Here is a 19,083-nt window from a genome sequence, read left to right as displayed (position 1 = left end):
ATATAATGCTGCAACCAAATCCTCGCCGAGCATCATGAGATGATTTACCTGGCAAACCGGGGCGCGTTCATATAAGTAACCAAGAGAAAGCGATCCTTGCAGGAGGCTGGCTTCTTGGGGTTGCGCAGCCCGGTGGTTTCGTCGTCAGGCCCCGGGTTTTAATGGCCTCGTGCCGTTACCAGTTCGGAGCACCACGACCCAGCCAATGCCCAGGGATTCGTGGTGCCCCCCCCGGTAGCGGCCACCACGAATTTCAAGCCGTCTGTCGCTCGCGGAGTGACTGGCCACGAAGTTGCAAGCGTCCCGTTTCCGTCGTGGGCGCGGTGGCACCGCCGGAATAGTTTTGAGGGATTCACCACCGCGCCCACCCCACCACGAAACCATCATGGCGTGATATATCGTGGCGCTTCGAACCGGTACCGGCAGATGTGTGAACGAGCAAGGATGCCGCTACCGAGCAGCCTCACCACGAAACCGGCGTCATTGAGAGGATCGTGGCCATTCAAACCAGTAACGGCACGAGGCCATTAAAACCCGGGGCCTGACGACGAAACCACCGGGCTACGTAACCCCAATAAGCCAGCCTCCTGCAAGGATCGCTTTCTCTTGGTTACTTCTCTTTACGAGTAAAGAGAAGTGACATCTCACACGTTCTAAAACGGCCAACAACGTACAGCCGCGACAGCAGCTAGAAGCAATAAAACACCGCCCACCCACGCCGAGCAGCAGCAGCTAGAATCCTAGAACCATCCCCTACCCCCCCTCCCGCAACCGATACTTGAGAATCTTGCCAGCCGCGCTAATCGGCAGCGTCTGCACGAACACCACCTCTCGCGGCACCTTATAGTTAGCCATATGCCGGCGCGCCCAGTCGATCAGCTCATCGGCGCCGACCTTGCTGCCGTGCCGCAGCACCACAAAGGCCCTGCCCGCCTCGCCGAGGCGCTCATGCGGCATGCCCACCACCGCCACCTGCGCAATCGCAGGATGCGATACCAGCAGCTTCTCGATCTCGGCCGGATAGCAATTGAAGCCACCGACGATAAACATGTCCTTGATGCGATCGGTGATGCGCAGGTTGCCGCGCGCGTCGAGCGTGCCGATATCTCCCGTGCGCAGCCAGCCGCCCGCATCGATCGCTTCGGTAGTAGCCTCGGGTAATTGGAAGTAGCCGCGCATCACGTTGTAGCCGCGCACCATCACCTCACCGGGCTCGCCTGCCGGTACGGGCTGGCCTGCGCTATCCACGCAGCGCAATTCGATCCCCGGCATGGCGCGGCCCGAGGTCAGCGCCACGATGTCGGCATCGTCACCTGCACGGGTCAGCGTGGCGAAGCCGCACGACTCGGTCAGGCCGTAGCCGGTGAACACGTTACGAAAGCCCAGCTCGCGCCGCATGCGCTGGATCAGCACGGGCGGGATCGCCGACGCGCCGGTCACCGCGACGCGCAGCGAAGACAGGTCGAACTCGCGCAGGCGCGGATTGTTCAGCAATGTCTGGTAGAGCGTCGGCGGGCCGGGCAGCACTGTGATGCGCTCGTTCTCGACGCGGGTCATCACCGCCTCGGCATCGAACACCAGGTGCGGCAGGATGGTGGCGCCGCTGACCAGCGCGGCCAGCCACCCGGCCTTGTAGCCAAAGGTGTGGAAGAAGGGATTGACGATCAGGTAGCGGTCACCGGCCTCCACGCCGGTGATTGAGGCCCAGCCGTGGATGGCCTGCAGGTTCTGCGCATGCGCGGTCATCACGCCTTTCGGGCGTCCGGTGGTGCCCGAGGTAAACATGATGTCCATCAGCGTATCACCGGTTACGGCGCKCTCGCACGCAACGAACTCCGCCTCGCCAGTGCGCGGCGCCAAGGCCAGGAAGTCTGCCCATGCAAGCTCATCCGGCGCCATCTGCCGCCCCGCGCGCCCGCGCAGCACCACCACGCGCTCCAGCGTGGCGGGCCGGTGCGGCGCTAGCATTTCCGGATAGCTCTCGCCGAGGAAGTCGTCGATGCAGAACAGCACCCGCGCGCCGCTGTCGGTCAGGATCGCGCCGGCCTCCATGCCCTTCATGCGGGTATTGATGGGCACCAGCGCCGCCCCGATGCTGTGCGTGGCCAGGGCGGCGACGATCCATTCCGACAGGTTGGGCGCCCAGACGGCTACCCGGTCGCCGGGCAACACGCCGAGCGCGAGCAGCGCCCGTCCCGCCTGCGCGCGCAGCCCGTCCAGCGCCGTGAAGCTGAGCCGCAGCCCGTCCTCCTGGATGGCGATGCGCGCGCCGTGGCGCGCGGCGGCTGTGCGTACCAGTTCCGGGATGGTGGCGGGAACAGCCTGCCCCGCGCTGGCGGCGTCGGCCAACCCCTGGGCGGTTTCGATGGTGTCGGTTGTCATCATGTCAGTCGGGAAATTTCAGGTGCAGTTCGCTGCCGGCCGCGCGGGCCTGGCAGGCCAGGGTCCAGCCGGCCTCGCGGTCGGCGGTGTCGAGCACATGGTTCTCGCCCAGCGTCGCCTCGCCGTGCGTCACCTGGCACATGCAGGCGCCGCACAGGCCGGAGCGGCAGGAATTGGGGGCGCTAATGCCGGCACGCAGCATGGCGTCGAGCACGGTTTCGCCGGCCTGGGCGTCGAGCCGGTGGCGTACGCCGTCCAGTTCCACTTCCAGTGCGGCAGGCGAGCAAGCTGGCAGCGTCACGTCTTTGGCCAGCCCAGCGGCGGGCGGCGGCGCGCCGAAGCGCTCCACATGAATCCGCTCGCGTGCCACGCCAAGGGCCTGCAAGGCGGCCTGGGCCCCGTCCATGAACGGCCCCGGCCCGCAGATAAAGCAGTCGGCGTGGCCCCACGGCGAGGCCAGCGCTTCAAGCTGGGCCTGCGAGGGCGGCCCCTGCACGCTGTCCAGCCAGTGGATCACGCGCAGCCTGTGCGCGTGGCGCGCGGCCAGTTCGCGCAGCGCGTCGCGGAAGATCACGCTACGTTCGTCGCGGTTGGCATAAATCAGCGTGACATTGCCGCCGCCATGGCGCAGCGCGGCCTTGGCGATCGACAGCACCGGCGTGATGCCGCTGCCGCCAGCGAAGAGCAGCAGGTCGCCATCGAAGCTGCGCGGCGTGAACACGCCCGCGGGCGGCATCACGTCAATCGTGTCGCCGGCCCCGAGCCGGTCGCAGATCCAGTTGGATACGCGACCGCCGCGCACGCGCTTGACCGTCACTCGCAGCGCGCTGTCGACCTGGGGGCTGCTGGACAGCGAGTAGCAGCGCTGCTGCTCGGCGCCCTCCAGCAGCAGCTTGAGCGTCAGGAACTGGCCCGGCCGGTAGGCAAAGGTATCGCGCAGTCCGTCGGGCAGCTCGAACACCAGCGAGCTTGCCTCGTCGGTTTCGGCCACCACCTGGGCGATGCGCAGCGGGTGGAATYGCGCTTGCACCATGATGTCTGCGATCAGGCGATGCCCATGATGGTCTGCGCATTGTCAATGCGCAGCTCGGCGCCATTGACGTAGCGCGACTCGTCGGAGGCCAGGAACAACACCAGGTTTGCCACGTCGCCAGGCAGGCACATGCGCTGCATCGGATCGCCGCCCGCCTGCTCATGAGTGGCCGGGGCGTCGGCCGCGCCCTGCATCAAGGCAGCCGTCATCGGCGTCAGGATGCCGTCCGGATGAACGGAATTGCAGCGGATCTTGTAGCCGCGCTGCTTGCAGTAGGCCGCCACGCTGCGGGTGAGCGCGGTGACCGCGCCCTTGCTGGCGCTGTAGGCGCAGAACATGCTCATGCCGCCCAGCGCCGCCACCGAAGACATATTCACGATGACCCCGCCGTTCTCCTTCATCGCGCCCACGCCATACTTGCAGCCCAGGAAATAGCCRTCGGCATTGATGCGCATGATGCGCTGCCATTGTTCCAGCGTGGTGTCCTCCACCGAGCCCAGCGCCAGCACCGCGGCGTTGTTGACCAGCACGCCCAGCGTGCCAAAGCGGTCCTGGGTGCGCTTCATGACCTGCTGCCAGCCGGCTTCACTGCCGATATCGTGGGGCACGAAGATGGCGGCGTCGCCGATCTCGCGCGCCACCGCGTGGCCGGCTTCCTCGTTCAGGTCTGTCAGCACCACGCGCGCGCCCTCGCGCGCCAGCAGCAAGGCGTCTTCCCTGCCGACGCCGCTGGCGGCGCCGGTGACGATGGCGATCTTTCCTTCAACTCGGTTGCTCATGGCTTGTCTCCTTGATGTGTTCCTCGGTGTCTTCATTGCGGCCCCGTTGGGCCGCCAGGCCTACGAGATGGCGCCCGGCATTGCGCCCCGACCAGATACAGTCGGCGAGCGAAAGCCCGCTCACGTAGTGATTCGATGCGATGCCGACCGCAGTGCGGCCGACCGCGTACAGGCCCGCGATCGGCGCCGCCTGGGCGCCAGGCCCTTCCGCCAGCACCTGGCCGCACGCCTCGTCCACGCGCAGGCCGCCGAGGGTGATGGCGGGACAGGGAAAGGCGCGGCTATGCGCGGAGATATCGATGGCCAGGTAGGGCCCGCGCTCCAGCGATGCGCACATCGCCGCGGATTTCCCCGTGGGGTCGGGCCGCTCGCCGCGCGCCGCCGCGTTATACGCAGTCAGCGTCGCCAGCAATGCCGCACGCGGCATGTGCAGCTTGTCGGCCAGCGATTCGATATCCGGCGCACGCGTGGCGCCGAACAGCATCAGCATGACGGCGGGCACGCGCTGGAAGGCCCAAAGGCGTCCGGTGATGCAATCGCGCAGGGCCGCGCGCGCCAGCCGCGCGTTGAGGCCCAGCCAGGCGCGGCCGCCGTGCTCCTCGCAGATGGCGTGGCCCAGCCGCGCGCCGTAGACTTCTTCGTTGCCGATACGCGCACCTTGCGCGTTGACCACGCATCCGCGCGCCCAGTCGAGGGGCGGATTGATGAAGCGCCACGCGGAAACGCGCTCCAGGTGGCGCGCCGCCGCCCCGACAGACAGGCCGAGGCGGATCCCGCTGCCATCGCAGCCGGTGGTGCCCAGGCGCCAGTTGCGGCTGTACTTGGGGGCATGTGCAGCCACCATGGCCGGGTTGAAGATAAAGCCGCCAGTGGCCAGCACCACGGCGCCGGCGCGCACTGCATAGGGCTGCGCGAATCTCGCTTCCAGCTGCGTCACGCGCCGGCGCAGGGCATCGGCCAGCGCCGGAGACAGGTTGTGCAGGCGCTCGGCCAAGCGCGCCAGGCGGGCATGCCGGCGTTGCAGGCGGCCCGGCGGCAGGCGCCGGAGTTCCACGCCAATGACCGCGCCCTGGCCATCGACAATCAGGCGGCGCGCCGCGGCATGGCGCATCACGTCCACTCCGGCCTGCGCCTGCACCGCGCGCCGCAGCACGCCGAACAACACGTGACCGGACATGCCACTTCCCTTGCATCGATGGCCGCGCGGCGCCGGTTCGGCATGCCGCGCGTAGTCCGCCACGGTCTCGTTGCCCGAGTAGTAGAGGTAATCATCCTGCGCGGGATATGAGGTCTTGCGCCGCGGCACGGTGGCGGCAAAGCGCGCGCCCAGCCGCTCCAGCCAGGCGATCATGCCGGTGCTGCGCGCGCAGAATGCCTGCAGCGTGCCATTGCCGACGGCGTCGCCAACTTCCTGCCGCAGGTAGGCCGCCATGGCCTCGGGCGTGTCACGGTAGCCGGCGGCCTGCTGGTATGGCGTACCACCACCGGCATACACCACGCCGCCGCTCCTGGCGCTGGCGCCGCCGCCTTCGAAGCGCTCGGCCACGATCACGCCGAGCCCGCCTCGAGCCGCTTCCAGCGCCGCGCAGGCTCCGGCAGCGCCGAAGCCGATCACGGCCACGTCGCAGCGGGCATCCCACCGGCAGGCACCCGGGTCGGCAACGACCAGCGGCGGCAATACCACGTTGACCCCACCGGAGGCGGGATCGGGAACGACGGCGGTGGCGGTCATGGCGCAGGCTCCGGCACTTGGCTCACATCACGCCGCCCGCAGGCTGGCCAGCGGCGCCGAGGTGGAGTAGGCGCCGTCCACATAGACCAGCGGCGCCACTTCGCCGGCCAGCCGGACTTCGCGCAGGCGGCCGATGAAGACGGCATGGGTGCCGTAGTCGAAACGGCCGTCCTGTTCGCAGATCAGGTTTGCCTGGGCATCCCGCAGGAAAGGCACGCCCATCAGGTCGGCCTCCCACTGGCCCGTGGTGAAGCGGTCCTCGCCCTTGAGCCGGCCGCTGCAATCAACAGCGATGTCGCGATGATCGGCCGCCAGCAGGTTGACGCAGAAATCCACCCCGGCGTTGAGCGCCGGGTAGATCGAGGCATTGCGGTGGATGCAGATCAGCAGCGAGGGCGGATCCGCGGACAGGGAATCGACCGCGGTGACCGACATCGAATAGCGGCGCTCGCCCTCGCGGCAACTGACCACCGCAACCGAGCGCGCCATGCGGCGCATCGCCATCAGCATATCGTCGCGCAGCGACGGGGAAATATTCGGGTTCATCATGCCTCCTGCCTGTGTGATGCGTGGCGCGGCAGCGGCAGCCGCATCGCGCCGCGTCATGGTGTCAATCCGCTTTGCCCTGCCCGGCTACCCTGCTCGCCAGCGCATCGGCGGCGATCAGGCCGAATGTCATGGCCGGCCCGATGGTGGAGCCGGCGCCCGGATAGCTGGCGCCCATCATCGAGGCGCTGGTATTGCCGATGGCGAACAGCCCGTCGATGGGCGAGCCGTCTTCGCGCAGTACGCGCGCGCTGGCGTCGGTCGCCAGCCCGCCCTTGGTGCCGATATCGCCCGCGTCGATGCGCACCGCGTAGAACGGCGCGCGGCCGATCGGCGCCAGGCACGGGTTGGGACGGACCTGGCTGTCGCCGTAGTAGGTATCGAAGACGTTGTCGCCCTTGCCGAAGTCCTCGTCCACCCCGCGCGCTGCGAAGCCGTTCATGCGCTCGACGGTGTGCGCCAGGCCGCCGGGGTCGATGCCGGCCAGCTTGGCCAGCGCGTCGAGCGAATCGGCGCGCAGCAGGACGTCCGCGAAGGGGGCCGGGATACGGCTGTCCGGCATGACAGAGCCGGGCAGGATCGGCCCGCAGGGATACTTGCGGCGGAAGGTGGCATCGAACACCAGCCACGCCGGCACGCTGCAGCCAGTCTGCTCGTGGTCGCGGTACATTGCAGGCACGAACTCGGAGTAAGGCGCGGCCTCGTTGACGAAGCGCCTGCCCCGCCCGTTGACGACGATGCAGCCGGGCAAGGCCCGTTCGACAAAGATCGCGCGCTGCTTTTCCTCGCCGCCGACCTTCACCGTTGGCGCGCCCCATACATGCGACATCAGTTCCAGCGCCGCGCCCGCGCGCTGCGCGGCCTGGATGCCGTCGCCGGTGTTGTGGGGCGGCGTGGCGMTCCACTCTGCCCGGCTGGGGCCCGGCAGGTATTGCTCGCGCATGGCCTGGTTGCGCTCGAAGCCGCCCGCGGCCAGGATCACGCCGTGCCGGGCTTCGATGCGTACCTGCGCGCCATTGCGCCGCGCCATCACGCCGGTGATGCGCGCCATGCCGTCTTGCTGCTCCAGCAGCAGGTCTTCCAGCGCGGTATCGAGCCACAGCGGAATGCCGCGCGCCATCATGGCGTGGCGCAAACCGCCCACGAGGCTGTTGCCGAGCGTGAGCCGGCGGTCGCGCGCGGTGCGCCGGCGCCAGCCAAGATCCAGCCAGTAGCGCCCGAACTGCCGGGCCGCTACGCCCAGCCAGCCGCGGCTCTTGCTCAGCATGGCGTGGGCCTCGGCGGACGTCACCGCCACCCGGCCCGCGACCAGCGTCCCCGGCGACGGCGGACGCAGCCGCGCGAACTCCTTGCCCAGCAGCGCGCCATCGAACGGCATCGGATCCAGCGCGCGATACCCGGGCAGCGCACCCGGCAAGCGCTGGAAGTAGTCGGCGTAKCGCGGCAGCGAGTAGTAACGCACCCCGGTGCGCTGCTCCAGGTAGGCAAGCATGCGCGGGCCGTGCTCCAGGTAGGCGCGCAGCTTGGCTGGGGTGGAGCGCCCTTCGGTGCACGCTTCGAGATAGGTTAGCGCGGCGTCGTAGCTGTCGCTGCCGCCTGCTTCTTCGATATGGTGGTTGAGCGGAATCCAGATCCCGCCGCCGGACACCGCCGAGGTGCCGCCGTACAGGCCGCTCTTCTCCAGCACCACCACGGACAGGCCGCGATCCGCCGCGCGGCAGGCTGCCAGCATGCCACCCGCGCCGGAGCCGACCACCACCACATCAAACACGCCGGTATGGGTTGCCTGCCCTGCGCCCTGGTTCATGTTTCTCTCCACGCCTGTCTCAGATAAAGAAATCGGTGTTGGCGCGGCCCATCATCACGCCGCCCAGGTTCTGGCCGAAGCGATCCAGGTTGTTGGCGTAGTGGGCACGCGCCGCGTGCAGGTCGAGAAAGCGCCGTACCAGGGGATTGCTGACGTAGATGCCATTGCCGCCGGCATAGCGCAACAGGCTGTCGGCGAGTTGCGCGCACCGCTGGGCCACCTGCGACGACTGATAACGGAAATGCAGGCGGCGCGCGGTATCGAGCTGCTCGCCACGGTGTGCCGTTGCCATCAGCTCGTCGAAATTGCGACGCAGGATGGTGCGCATCTCGTCGATGCCGGCCGCCGCATTGGCGCAGGCCAGCTGGGCGCCGCCGTCCTCGGCCGTCCTGCCTCCACTGTTGGCGCTGACCCGGCCGTCGGCATAGGCGATGAAATCGTCGAGCCCGCCTTCGAGCGCGCCGATGCAGGCCGTGCAGACTGCACGCACGAAGATCTGGGCGAATGGCAGCTGGTACAGCGGCGCCTGGTTGAGGGACAAGCCCGGGCTGGTGCCCCTGGCGCCGTCGATCGCACTGTGGGTCCGGTAGGCCGGCACGAACACATCGTCCACCACGATGTCGTGGCTGCCGGTGGCGCGCAGGCCCAGCACATCCCAGTTGCGCACGATGGTGTAGTCGCTGCGCKGCAGCAGGAAGGTCCGGTACTCGGGCGCGGCGCCGGCCTGCTGCGGCGGCACCAGGCCGCCGAGGAAGATCCAGTCGCACAGTTCGCTGCCGCTGGAGAACTTCCAGTGCCCGGAGAAGCGGAAGCCGCCGTCCACCGGCACCACCTTGCCCACCGGCATATAAGTCGAGGCGATCAGGGTGGCGTTGTCCGCGCCCCAGACATCCTGCTGCGCGCGGCCATCGAACAAGGCGAGCTGCCAGTTGTGCACGCCCACCACGCCATAGACCCAGGCGGTGGACATGCAGCCCTTGGCGAGGGCCATCTGGATGTCGAAGAAGGTCTGCGGGTCCAGTTCGTGCCCGCCATAGCGGCGCGGCTGCAGAACCTTGAAGAAGCCCGCGGCCTGCATGTCTGCCACGGTTTCGGCCGGGATGCGCGATTGCGCCTCGGCCTGGCCGGCGCGCTGCGCCAGCACCGGGATCATTTCGTGCGCGCGGCCGATCAGTTCGGCCGCCAGTCCTTCGGGGTAGTTGTCTCGATGCACCGCCATCTCCTCTTGCCGGCCACCGGGCCGGTCTTGTCGTGCCTGCATGCTGCCATCGCCGCCGCCCCGCGCCATCGTCCGAGGGGACTAGTCGCGCGGTAGCGATGGTCCGATGGCTCGCTCAGGCGAGCGCGCGCAGCTTGCGGCCCTGGGCGCGGAAATGCGGGATCACGTGTTCGCCGATATTGCGGATGGTTTCAAGCTGGGCCCATTGCGGCACCGTGCCCATCTGGCAGATGAACAGGATCTCGTCGGCCCCGGCGTCGATCAGGCGCTGCACATAGCCAATGCAGTCCTCCACCGTGCCGTAGGCATGGTTGGGGTTGAGCATCATCATCGACGGATCGCTGAAATCCACCGTGACCTTCTCCGAGGCGAAGCTGGTCTTGATCACGGCCTTGCCCTGCGCGTCCTCCCCGGTGACGTTCTCCACATCCCAGCCTTCGGGATTGGGGCGCTCGCCTCCGGCATACCAGTACCCCAACGACTCCATGAAGTAGCGCTGCCCCTTGATGCCGATCTTGCGCGCCGCCTTACCGTCTTCCAGCACGATGGTCGGACACAGAGCGGCAAGATGCTGGTGAGGACGGAAGCCAACCTGGTCCCCTGCCTGGCGCGTCTCGTAGGCTTCGCGATAGATTGCGTTCTTCTTCGCCACATCTTCCGGGCCGCCAAAGCCGAGCACCAGCGCGCCCATGCCGCGCGCGCCGGCGCGCTTGAGCGTATCGGCGTTGGTGCAGGCCAGATACATCAGCGGGTGCGGGTCCTGGCGTGGCTTGGGATGGATGGGGCGGCGCGGGATCTTGATGAATTCACCATCGTGCTCGATCTCGTCCTGGGTCAGGATCTTCGGGATCAGGTACATCGCCTCGTCGATCATCGGGTGCAAGGTGTCGAGGTCGTAGCCAAAGGTGCCCCATGTCCTCGGCGAGCTCCACCTGCTCCATGATTTCGTCGAACACCTTGTGGTCGCCGGCGCGCGACGCGTCGACAGTCTGCGCTTCGTAGATCAGCGAAAATCGCATTGCAGTCCCCTTCCTTTGCATTTGGTTTTCAGGCCATCGGCCGGGAGCGCCGCCGCGTTGTCGTGGCGGGCGGCGCCATCGCCGGCACCGTCATTGCTGGCCTGCGTGACTGCAGTGTGTGCGGCCGGGGAAAGTGCTGCATCGTCTGATTGGATTATGCGCAGCGGCACCGTGTCCCTATCATGTCCAGGACCCCTCACCACCTGCACACGGATACGCCCTCATGAAGATTCCTCCGCTTAGCCAGACGCTGCTGCTGGCCACCCTGCTGACAGGCACCGCGGCGCCCGCCCATGCGCTCGACATCCTGCTGTCCAACGACGACGGCTATCCATCGGCCAATATCCGTGCCGTCTGCCGCCAGGCAGCGGCAGCCCGCTGACAAGGAGCGCCAGCATGCAATCGAACCTATTGCTTTACCCCGTGGAAGATATCGATGCCGCGCTGCCGTTCTTCGAGCAGGGCCTGGGCCTGGCGGTGAAGTTTCGCGATGGCGGGCGCTACTGCGCGCTTGACGCCGGCCCCATCACGCTGGCGCTGGTGGCCGGCGAGGAGCGGCTTGTCTCCCAGCCCGCGCTGGCATTCCGGCTGGAAGCCGGCGAGGATATCGCCGCGGCGATCGAGCGCCTGCTGGCGGGCGGCGCGCGGATCGCGCAGCCGCTTACCAGCGGCCCGCACGAGCTGCGCGCGGTACTGACCACGCCGCAGGGATTCCCGCTGGTGGTCAGCGCCAAGCCCGCCAGGCCGGCGGGCTAGCGCGCTCAGCCGAGCGCCACCACGCTGCTGAGYAGCATGCGTACCAGCGTGGCCTGCCGGGTCACGCCGGTCTTGGAGAAGATGGCGCGCAGGTGCGCGCGCGCCGTATTCTTGCTGATGCCGAGCTCCTCGGCCGCTTCTTCCAGCGCGAGGCCGTTGGCCAGCTGCAGTGCAAGCTGGGTTTCCGCCGGCGTGAAATCGAACAGCTTGCGCACCACCTCGTGTGAAGCCTGCGACTTGCGCTCCGGGTCGCGGATGAAAATCACGCACGAAGGCCGGCGCTTGTTGTCCTCCGACCACTCGCCCAGCGGAATCGTGCGGATCAGCMCGCCCAGTTTCGCGTTGCCCGAAGGCCGCGTGATCGACATCGCCTCCATCACCGCTGGCGCGGTGCCGATGTGGCCCATGATGGCCTGGCGCAGCAGGCGCTGGAACTGTCGGTTCTCCTGTGCGTACTCGACATCCAGCGAGCCCCTGGCAATACGGATGCCGTCCTTGTCGGCAAGGATCTCGTCCGCAGCCGAATTGGTCCGCATGATGGCGCCGGTCTCATCGAGTATCGCCATGCCGACCAGCATGCGGTCGATGGCGCTGGCGTACAGGGTGCGCTCCGACTCCACCACATCCATGCGCGAGTGCAGATCGACCGCGCGCCGCAGGTGCGGCAGCAGCACCGTGCAAATGGCTTTGTCCGCTTCCGAGAAGTCCGGCGCGTCGACGTTGCGGCAGACACGGAGGCGGCATTCCACGCCATCGTCGGTGCGGATGTCTGCGCCCATCATATAGCGCACGCCTAGCGGCTTGAGGAACTGCTGGTACAGGTCGCTGTTGCACCACGCGCCGGTGCCAATCTGCTCGTCGATCGTGACCACCCGGTCCGCGGGCAGGTCGACGAAGGGATCCATCGCGTAGTAGTAGTTGTTGTACATGGTCTCACCGGGCAAGGTGTTGCCGCCCTCCTCGCTGGCATGCACCATCAGGCCCGCGCGGTCGCTTGCCGGCGAGCGCAGGATCAGTGTGACGTAGTTCGCACGCAGGTGGGTGCGGATGAGTTCCAGCGCGTTGCTCCATGGCACCTGCTCCATGGCCCCCTGGTAGATCTTGCCAAGCAGCGTGCTGAGATCCGCCAGCGAGAGCGCCACCGGCGCGTAGCAATGCGCCGCTTCCTGGCTGTGGCTTGCCTCCATCAACATACCTCTTGTCTCCGTTATCCACGCCTGGCTCTGCGGCCGGCGTTCGCCATGACAGGGGCGCTGCGCCCCCCCGGCGGTTCCAGATTATATGGATCGCCACTGCGCCGGTGGCGGGATTGTGCGTCATGGTTTGCACCTATTCGCGCGCCATGTGATGCCGCCGCTTGCGGATAGGCCAGACCTTACCCTCCTGGCGCACGCTCACATACCGCAAACGGACTAGGCAACACCCCTCTCAGGACAATCCCTGAGCCTTGCCTGCGCCTGGCTCCTCACTCAAACAGACGATGCGAACGGCCGGCCGCGCCGGTAGAAATGGGCGGACGCAATCCTGCGCGCCATTCCTTCCAACCACTTCGCGAGGAGACCTGCCATGGCGGCAAACGAGACCGGAAAGACCGCAGTGATCACAGGCGCCGGCGGCGGCATAGGCCGGGCACTGGCCCACGCGCTCGCCGCGCAAGGTGTGGCGCTGGTACTGGCCGACAAGGATGCCGACGCGCTGCGGCGCGTGCACGGCGAACTGACACACCACCGGCAAACGATCGCGATACAGCAAACCGACGTGGCGCAGGCTGCCCAGGTCGAGCAGCTCTGCGCGCGCAGCTTCGCACTGCTGGGCCGGGTCGACCTGCTCTTCAACAATGCCGGCGTGCTGGCGACCGGCGCCTGCTGGGAGCTGGATGCCGCCGTGTTCGAGCGCGTGCTGARCGTCAACCTGTGGAGCGTCATCCACAGCTTGCGCGTCTTCGTGCCTCGCATGGCGGCGCAAGGCAGCGGGCATATCGTCAACATCGCCTCCATGGCAGGTCTTGCCGTGGGTCCGTGGCTTGCGCCCTATACCGTGTCCAAGCAGGGCGTGGTGGCGTTGAGCGAAGGGCTGGCGATGGAACTGCAGGCGGCGGGCCTGCCACTCAAGGTATCGGTGGCATGCCCAGGCCCGGTGGCCACCGGCATTGCGCTCGACCTGCCGGCCGGCGCGCAGGACGGCGTCGGCGGCATGAACCAGGCGCTACAGGCGAGCATCGCGCAGGGCATGCCGGCAGCAACCACGGCCCGGCACATCCTCGACGGCGTGGCCGCCGGCGATTTCTGGATCCTGCCACACCCCGAAGCCGCCGCCGCCATGCAAGCGCGCGCGAGCGGCATCACCAGTGGCAAGGCGCCAGCCTTCGCCTTCTGAAACGCGTTTGCCTTTGCCGCACCCACTCCCCTGCACTTCCTCCCGTCCGCACAAGGAAAAGCCAATGCAATTCGACCCGCAAGTCCGCGCCCTGCTCGACGCCATGGCGCAGTTCCCGCCACTCGACTTCACCACCATCGCACCGCAGGCCTACCGCGCCGTGCTGGCCGCGTACCCCGCGTTCGCGCCGGGCGATGCGGTCGCGGAAGAACGCGAGCTGAGCGTGGCCGGCGCCGCCGGCCCCTTGCCCGCCCGCCTCTACCGGCCGCACGGCAATGGGCCCTGGCCGCTCACGGTGTTCTTCCACGGCGGCGGCTTCGTCACCTGCGGGATCGAAACGCATCACAATATCTGCCGCTCGCTGGCGAACCGCGCTGGCACCCTGGTGCTGTCGGTCGGCTACCGGCTGGCGCCGGAGGCACGCTTTCCGGCAGCTGCAGACGATGCCTGCGCGGCGCTGCGCTGGAGCGCGGCGCACGCCGCCGAACTGGGCGCGCTGCCGGACAGGCTGGCGGTCGCCGGCGACAGCGCGGGCGGCAACCTGGCCGCGGTTTCGTGCCAGCAATTGCGTGGCAGCGTGGCGCTGCGCCACCAGTTGCTGCTTTACCCCTACCTGGACTGCGCGGACGAATCCGGCAGCTGGCGCACCTTCGCGCAAGGCTGCTTCCTGACCGAGGACATGCTGCGCTGGTATGCCCGCCACTATCTCCCCGATCCGCGCCATGCCGCCGATGTGCGCGCCAGCCCGCTGCGCCAGCGCGAACTGGCGGGCGTGGCGCCGGCCACCATCATCACGGCCGAATACGACCCCCTGCGCGATCAGGGCGAGGCCTACGGCGCCGCCATGCAGCATGCCGGCGTGGCTGCCGCCATCCATCGCTGGCCCGGGCAAATTCACGGCTTCATGAGCATGCAGGGCTTGCTGGAGGCGGCCGACGCGGCGCTCGACCTGGCGGCGGCAGCCTTGCGCGCCGCCTTTGCCGATATTGCCGAAACGCGGGAGCCAGCATGAGCCCCGCACCAATCGGCGACGTGCTGCGCGCCATCGCTACCGGCCAGCGCGTTGTCGTTATCGAGGAAGACACGGAGGATGCCAGCGGCTGCGTGCTGGTTGCCGCAGACCAGGTGAGCGAGGCGGACGTGAACTTCATGGCAGCGCACGCTCGCGGCCTCGTCTGCCTGGCCATCACGGAATCCCGCCGGCGGCAGCTCGGCCTACCGATGATGGCGGGCGGGAGCCGCCAGGGCCGCAGGCAGGAGCCATTCACCGTGTCGATCGAGGCGGTGCAAGGCGTCTCCACGGGCATCTCGGCGGCGGACCGCGCGCTCACCATGCGCGTGGCCACCGCCGCCAACGCCGGGCCCGGCCAACTGGTCCAGCCGGGCCACGTCTTCCCTGTGGTGGCGCAACCGGACGGCGTGCTGCGCAGCGCGGGCTTTGCCGAAGCCTGCTCTGACTTGCCCAGGCTCGCCGGGCGCGAAGCCGCGGGCGCCTATACGGTGCTGCTGGACGATGCCGGCGAATTGCTGCGCGGTGCCGCCTTGCTGGCCTTCGCCCGCGAGCATGGGCTGCTGGTCTGCGCGATCAGCGACCTGATCCATCATCGCCTGCTGGTGGAACGCGCCCTGCGCCGCAGCCAGAGCAGCCGGCTGGCCACGCCCTTCGGTGACTTCATCGTGCATGCGTACCACGATGCGCCTATCGACGCCGTGCACCTGGCATTGGTACTGGGGCAGCCGGATCCTGCCGAGCCGGTGCTGACGCGCGTGCAAACCGTGGAGACCTTGCGCGACTTGTTTGCCTTCGAATCCGCGCATGCGGCGCCGCCCGCCACGCCGGGCTGGAACCTGGCGCGGTCGCTGGCACGCATCGGCGAGGAAGGCTGCGGCATCCTGGTGCTGCTGGCCGAACGCGAAGCCCCGCATCGCCTGCTTGAGCAGCTCGCCCTGCTGGACCAGTCCGGGCCAACCTGGCAGACCGCGCGGCCCGCATTCGCGCAGCGCGCGCTGGGCGTGGGGGCACAGATCCTGCGCGACCTCGGCGTGCGCAAACTGCGCTTGCTGGGCGTGCCGGTACCTTACCGTAACATCGCGGGCTTCGAGCTGGAGGTGACCGGGTTCGTGCCGCCGGGCTGAATCAGCGCGGCAATGTCCTGGCCAAGCCGTCTCGCCGCGTCGCGCAGCACATCGTCCTGCGCCGCGGCGTAGCCGATCACCAGCGCTGGCGGCATGGCCCGCTCCCGGCAGAACTCGCCCAAGCCCTGCAGCGCCAGGTTCGCGCCGGCGCAGGCTTGCACCACATCGTGCTCGCTGATGCCTTCCGGCAGCCACAACACGAAGTKAAACCCGGCGTGTTCCCCGCTGACACGCAGGTGCTCGCCCAGCACCGCCCGCAGTTCCGCCAGCACGATATCGCGGCGGCGCAGGTACACGCTCCGGGACACGCGCAGGTGGCGAGACAGCGCGCCGGAGCGGATAAAGGACGCCAGCGCTAGCTGCTCAACCAGGCTGTTGGAGCGCCCGGTGGTGGTGCGCAACTGGCGCAGCCCGGGCCGCAAGGCGTCGGGCATCACCACGTAGCCGATGCGCAGCGACGCATAGAGGCTCTTGTTGAAACTGCCGCAGTGGATCACGCGATCGCCATTGTCCAGCGCCTTGAGCGCAGGCAGCGGCGCGCGGCTGTAGTTGAACTCGCTGTCGTAGTCGTCCTCCAGGACCCAGGCGCCGTGCGCCTTTGCCCAGTCGAGCAAGGCCAGCCGCCGGCTCACGGACATCGTCAGGCCCAGCGGCGCCTGGTGAGCGGGCGTGACGTACACCAACGCAGCATCCGCATGCTGGCGGATGCCATCCATCGAGATGCCCTCCTCATCGACCGGCACCGGCGAGATGCGCCGCGAGGACAAACCGAAAAGCGGTACCGCCGACAGATAGGCCGGATCCTCCAGCAGCACGCGGCCCTGCTCGCGCAACACCACGCGGGCGGCCAGGTCGATGGCATGCCGGATACCGGTCACGATCATCAGTTGCCCGGCGTCGCAGCGGATGCCGCGGGTCGCTCGCAGGTAGGCGGCGATTTCCCCGCGCAGGGCAAGGTCGCCGCAGGGATCGTCGTCGCCCAGTTGCTGCGCGGACAAMGAACGCAACGCCCGGCTGACATGGCTGCGCCATTCGTCAAGCGGGAACAGCGCGGGATCTGCAAGGCGGGCAACGAAAGGCCGGCCCGCAACGACGCGCGATTGCACCGCCCCGCCGCTCGCGGCAATGACGGCCTGTGCCATCGGGAGTGCCTTAGCGTCCTTGACTTCGTGCAGCGAAAACTCCTCCGGCAGCCTGGCGCTCACGCGCGAGCCCGAGCCAACCCGGCTCGAGATATAGCCCTCCAGCCGCAACTGCTCGAACGCCAGTTCGACAATCCCCCGCGACACTGTCCAGCGCGCCGCCAGCGTACGGGTCGACGCAAGCCGCGCGCCGCGTGGCAGGCTGCCGCCAAGGATGGCCTGGCGGATGCTGCGATACACCCACGCTTGCTTGGCTTCGCCTGCATTCCTTGGCAGCACAGCCAGGTCCAGCACTTCGGCGTCCCGCATCTTCGGCATAAATGGCCCAACTAAAATTGATTGATTCGGCACTTTTAATTGTACCAATTTGACGCGATAGTCCCTGCGAACCCACTCACTGAATCGTCATGGAACCCTTCGCCACATTGCATCGACCGATTGGTGTCTTCGATGCCGGCATCGGCAGCTATGCCGCCGTCCGGCGCCTGCAGGAACGCCTCCCGAACCAGGACCTGATCTATCTCGCCGACCGCGCCAGCTTTCCCTACGGCGGCAAAAACAGGCAGGCTTTGCTGGACGCCACCGCACAAGCCGTGCAATGCCTGCAGGGGCTGGGGGCGAGCGCCATCCTGATGGCGTCCAACGCGCCTTCGGTCACCGTGCTGGAGGATTTGCGCCGCACCGCCAGCGTGCCGCTATTTGGCGTGGTGCCGCCGGTTGCCGAGGCCCTGGCGCTGTCGAAGTCCGGGCAAATCGGGGTGCTGGGCGTGCGCTCGATGGTGGAGAGCGCTGAGCTGGGCGCGTATATCACCGCGGCCAGCCGGGGGCGCGGGCAAGCATTTTCGTTTAACGCCTCCGCCCTGGTCGAGCTGGTGGAGTCAGGGGCGTTCCTGGCCGATCCCGCGCGCACCACCGCGCAGGTCGACGCCTTCGTGCGCGCAATTCTCGCCACGCAACCAGAGATTGATGTCTTCACGTTGTCGTCCACGCACCTGCCCTGGCTCGATGCCTACTTCCAGCGGCTGTTTCCCGGCAAGGCCTTCGTCGATCCGGTGCGCGCCTCGGTGGAAGCGCTTGCGCCGCTATCGACAACCGGCGCCGGCCGGGTTGTTTGTGCGGTTACGGAAAACCCGGCGCATACGGTGGCGGATTTTCGGTTGATGTTGGTGGCTATGGGGATTGAGTTGGATGTGGTGGTGGTTGGGGGGAGGTTGTAGGGGTGTTTGCTGGTGGTGTTGGCTTTTGGACCCAAGGGCCATACAGCATCGCCCTGCTGGGTTGGTCGCTGTTTATTTCATCGGCGATGGTTTTTGGACCCAAGAGCCATACGACATCCCCCTGCGGAGTTAGTCGCTGCTTCTTTGATCGGCGATGGCTTTTGCACCCAAGAGCCATACGACATCCCCCTGCGGGGGCTGCCGGTCACTTTTCTTTGACCGGCAAAGAAAACTAACGAAAAGAAAGCCGCCCTGCCGGGGGCAGAGCAATCAGGCTTATGTAGGGCAGTGGTTGCGTCGTACGGCCCGGAGTATTGGCTGGCGGATTCTACCGGCCCAAAGGACATCGCAACTGCATGACCCAATGGTCACGTGGTGCGGCCCCCGACCTCGCTTGCGGTGACCATTCCCACATCTGCCGTTCGCGGTGCGTAGCACCACGATCCTGCCTGCTTTGGTGGTTTCGTGGTTTTGTCTCTGGCGGTGGCCGCCCGGCCATTTGATGCCCTGCCGTACCGGCGCGACCGGTGCCTTGCTACCAACGCCCCTGGTTTCGTGGTGGGCACCGTGGCCCGGTTCGCGGGGGCCGCGCTCGTCCTCCGAGACAAAACCACGAAACCAGCCACACCCGAAACGGCGCRGCACTTCGCCCCGCGAACGGCAGATGGCCGAACGGTCACCGCATACGAGGTCAGGGGCTGCACGACGTAACCCATGGGTCATGCTATAGCGATGCCCTTCGGGCCGGTAGAATCCGCCAGCCAATACTCCGGGCCGTACGACGCAACCACCGAGGCCCAAACAGCCTGATTGCTCTGCTCCCGGCAGGGCGGCTTTCTTTTCGTTAGTTTTCTTTGCCGGTCAAAGAAAAGTGACCGGCAGCCCCCGCAGGGGGATGTCGTATGGCCCTTGGGTGGGGATGTCGTATGGCCCTTGGGT

15 protein-coding genes and 1 pseudogene are annotated in these 19,083 nt (G+C 67.5%); 6 read left to right on the top strand and 10 right to left on the bottom strand.

Annotated features, from left to right (window positions below):
- Positions 1-753: 753 nt before the first annotated feature.
- The 8 genes and pseudogenes from AC1DS3_RS28900 to AC1DS3_RS28865 all read right to left on the bottom strand — a co-directional run bounded on the left by AC1DS3_RS28900 (position 754) and on the right by AC1DS3_RS28865 (position 10,517).
- Positions 754-2,385, bottom strand: coding sequence for a FadD3 family acyl-CoA ligase (locus AC1DS3_RS28900; RefSeq protein WP_477128444.1), 1,632 nt, complete (start codon positions 2,383-2,385; stop codon positions 754-756).
- 1 nt (position 2,386) lies between these two features.
- Positions 2,387-3,415 carry a 2Fe-2S iron-sulfur cluster-binding protein gene (locus tag AC1DS3_RS28895; RefSeq protein WP_477128443.1) on the bottom strand — a complete coding sequence of 343 codons (1,029 nt, stop codon included), beginning with the start codon at positions 3,413-3,415 and terminating at the stop codon, positions 2,387-2,389.
- Positions 3,416-3,426: 11 nt separating this feature from the next.
- The gene (locus AC1DS3_RS28890; RefSeq protein WP_441638589.1) at positions 3,427-4,194 is read right to left on the bottom strand and encodes an SDR family oxidoreductase; all 768 of its coding nucleotides are present in this window, start codon (positions 4,192-4,194) and stop codon (positions 3,427-3,429) included.
- The gene (locus tag AC1DS3_RS28885; protein WP_441638587.1) at positions 4,178-5,926 is read right to left on the bottom strand and encodes an FAD-binding protein; all 1,749 of its coding nucleotides are present in this window, start codon (positions 5,924-5,926) and stop codon (positions 4,178-4,180) included. The genes AC1DS3_RS28890 and AC1DS3_RS28885 overlap by 17 nt, the downstream gene beginning before the upstream one ends.
- Before the next feature lie 27 nt (positions 5,927-5,953).
- Entirely contained in the window at positions 5,954-6,472 is a 519-nt protein-coding gene (locus tag AC1DS3_RS28880) for a flavin reductase family protein (RefSeq protein ID WP_441638740.1), read from the bottom strand.
- Positions 6,473-6,536: 64 nt separating this feature from the next.
- Positions 6,537-8,279 carry an FAD-dependent oxidoreductase gene (locus AC1DS3_RS28875; protein WP_477128442.1) on the bottom strand — a complete coding sequence of 581 codons (1,743 nt, stop codon included), beginning with the start codon at positions 8,277-8,279 and terminating at the stop codon, positions 6,537-6,539.
- A 19-nt stretch (positions 8,280-8,298) separates the two neighbouring features.
- The gene (locus AC1DS3_RS28870) at positions 8,299-9,492 is read right to left on the bottom strand and encodes an acyl-CoA dehydrogenase family protein (RefSeq protein ID WP_477128445.1); all 1,194 of its coding nucleotides are present in this window, start codon (positions 9,490-9,492) and stop codon (positions 8,299-8,301) included.
- A gap of 121 nt (positions 9,493-9,613) precedes the next feature.
- Positions 9,614-10,517 (bottom strand): annotated as a pseudogene (locus AC1DS3_RS28865) (LLM class flavin-dependent oxidoreductase).
- Positions 10,518-10,740: 223 nt separating this feature from the next.
- Between AC1DS3_RS28865 and AC1DS3_RS28860 the strand changes: the two are divergent.
- A complete protein-coding gene (locus AC1DS3_RS28860; protein ID WP_441638581.1) occupies positions 10,741-10,899 on the top strand; it encodes a hypothetical protein in 159 nt (52 codons plus the stop codon).
- Between the two features lie 14 nt (positions 10,900-10,913).
- Positions 10,914-11,273 (top strand): VOC family protein, encoded by a 360-nt coding sequence (locus AC1DS3_RS28855; RefSeq protein WP_441638579.1) that lies wholly within the window; start codon positions 10,914-10,916, stop codon positions 11,271-11,273.
- A 5-nt stretch (positions 11,274-11,278) separates the two neighbouring features.
- Here AC1DS3_RS28855 and AC1DS3_RS28850 read toward each other — a convergent pair whose 3' ends face one another.
- Complete coding sequence (locus AC1DS3_RS28850; protein WP_477128441.1) at positions 11,279-12,466, bottom strand: helix-turn-helix transcriptional regulator; 1,188 nt, start codon at positions 12,464-12,466, stop codon at positions 11,279-11,281.
- A gap of 373 nt (positions 12,467-12,839) precedes the next feature.
- Between AC1DS3_RS28850 and AC1DS3_RS28845 the strand changes: the two genes are divergently transcribed.
- From AC1DS3_RS28845 to AC1DS3_RS28835, 3 genes are all read left to right on the top strand, one after another.
- Complete coding sequence (locus tag AC1DS3_RS28845; RefSeq protein WP_477128440.1) at positions 12,840-13,649, top strand: SDR family NAD(P)-dependent oxidoreductase; 810 nt, start codon at positions 12,840-12,842, stop codon at positions 13,647-13,649.
- A 64-nt stretch (positions 13,650-13,713) separates the two neighbouring features.
- Positions 13,714-14,661 (top strand): alpha/beta hydrolase, encoded by a 948-nt coding sequence (locus AC1DS3_RS28840; protein WP_441638573.1) that lies wholly within the window; start codon positions 13,714-13,716, stop codon positions 14,659-14,661.
- Positions 14,658-15,785 carry a 3,4-dihydroxy-2-butanone-4-phosphate synthase gene (locus tag AC1DS3_RS28835; RefSeq protein ID WP_441638571.1) on the top strand — a complete coding sequence of 376 codons (1,128 nt, stop codon included), beginning with the start codon at positions 14,658-14,660 and terminating at the stop codon, positions 15,783-15,785. Before AC1DS3_RS28840 ends, AC1DS3_RS28835 begins: the two co-directional genes overlap by 4 nt.
- Here the strand turns inward: AC1DS3_RS28835 and pdxR are convergent.
- Positions 15,728-17,245, bottom strand: a complete 1,518-nt coding sequence (gene pdxR, locus AC1DS3_RS28830; protein ID WP_477128439.1) for a MocR-like pyridoxine biosynthesis transcription factor PdxR — start codon at positions 17,243-17,245, stop codon at positions 15,728-15,730. The two genes, AC1DS3_RS28835 and pdxR, sit on opposite strands and share 58 nt — an antisense overlap.
- 89 nt (positions 17,246-17,334) lie before the next feature.
- Here pdxR and AC1DS3_RS28825 point away from each other — a divergent pair, with 89 nt between their 5' ends.
- Complete coding sequence (locus tag AC1DS3_RS28825; RefSeq protein ID WP_441638567.1) at positions 17,335-18,144, top strand: glutamate racemase; 810 nt, start codon at positions 17,335-17,337, stop codon at positions 18,142-18,144.
- Positions 18,145-19,083: the final 939 nt, after the last annotated feature.

Source organism: Cupriavidus sp. 01L46 (assembly GCF_056399905.1).
The sequence above is the reverse complement of the archived record's forward strand: the minus strand, read 5'-3'. Positions and strand labels throughout refer to the sequence as shown.

Excerpts from the sequence above, each read along its gene's own strand:
- AC1DS3_RS28880 (WP_441638740.1), bottom strand. The coding sequence starts at position 6,472 with ATGAACCCGAATATTTCCCCGTCGCTGCGCGACGATATGCTGATGGCG.
- AC1DS3_RS28840 (WP_441638573.1), top strand. The coding sequence starts at position 13,714 with ATGCAATTCGACCCGCAAGTCCGCGCCCTGCTCGACGCCATGGCGCAG.
- AC1DS3_RS28885 (WP_441638587.1), bottom strand. The coding sequence starts at position 5,926 with ATGACCGCCACCGCCGTCGTTCCCGATCCCGCCTCCGGTGGGGTCAAC.
- AC1DS3_RS28855 (WP_441638579.1), top strand. The coding sequence starts at position 10,914 with ATGCAATCGAACCTATTGCTTTACCCCGTGGAAGATATCGATGCCGCG.
- AC1DS3_RS28835 (WP_441638571.1), top strand. The coding sequence starts at position 14,658 with ATGAGCCCCGCACCAATCGGCGACGTGCTGCGCGCCATCGCTACCGGC.
- AC1DS3_RS28860 (WP_441638581.1), top strand. The coding sequence starts at position 10,741 with ATGAAGATTCCTCCGCTTAGCCAGACGCTGCTGCTGGCCACCCTGCTG.
- AC1DS3_RS28825 (WP_441638567.1), top strand. The coding sequence starts at position 17,335 with ATGGAACCCTTCGCCACATTGCATCGACCGATTGGTGTCTTCGATGCC.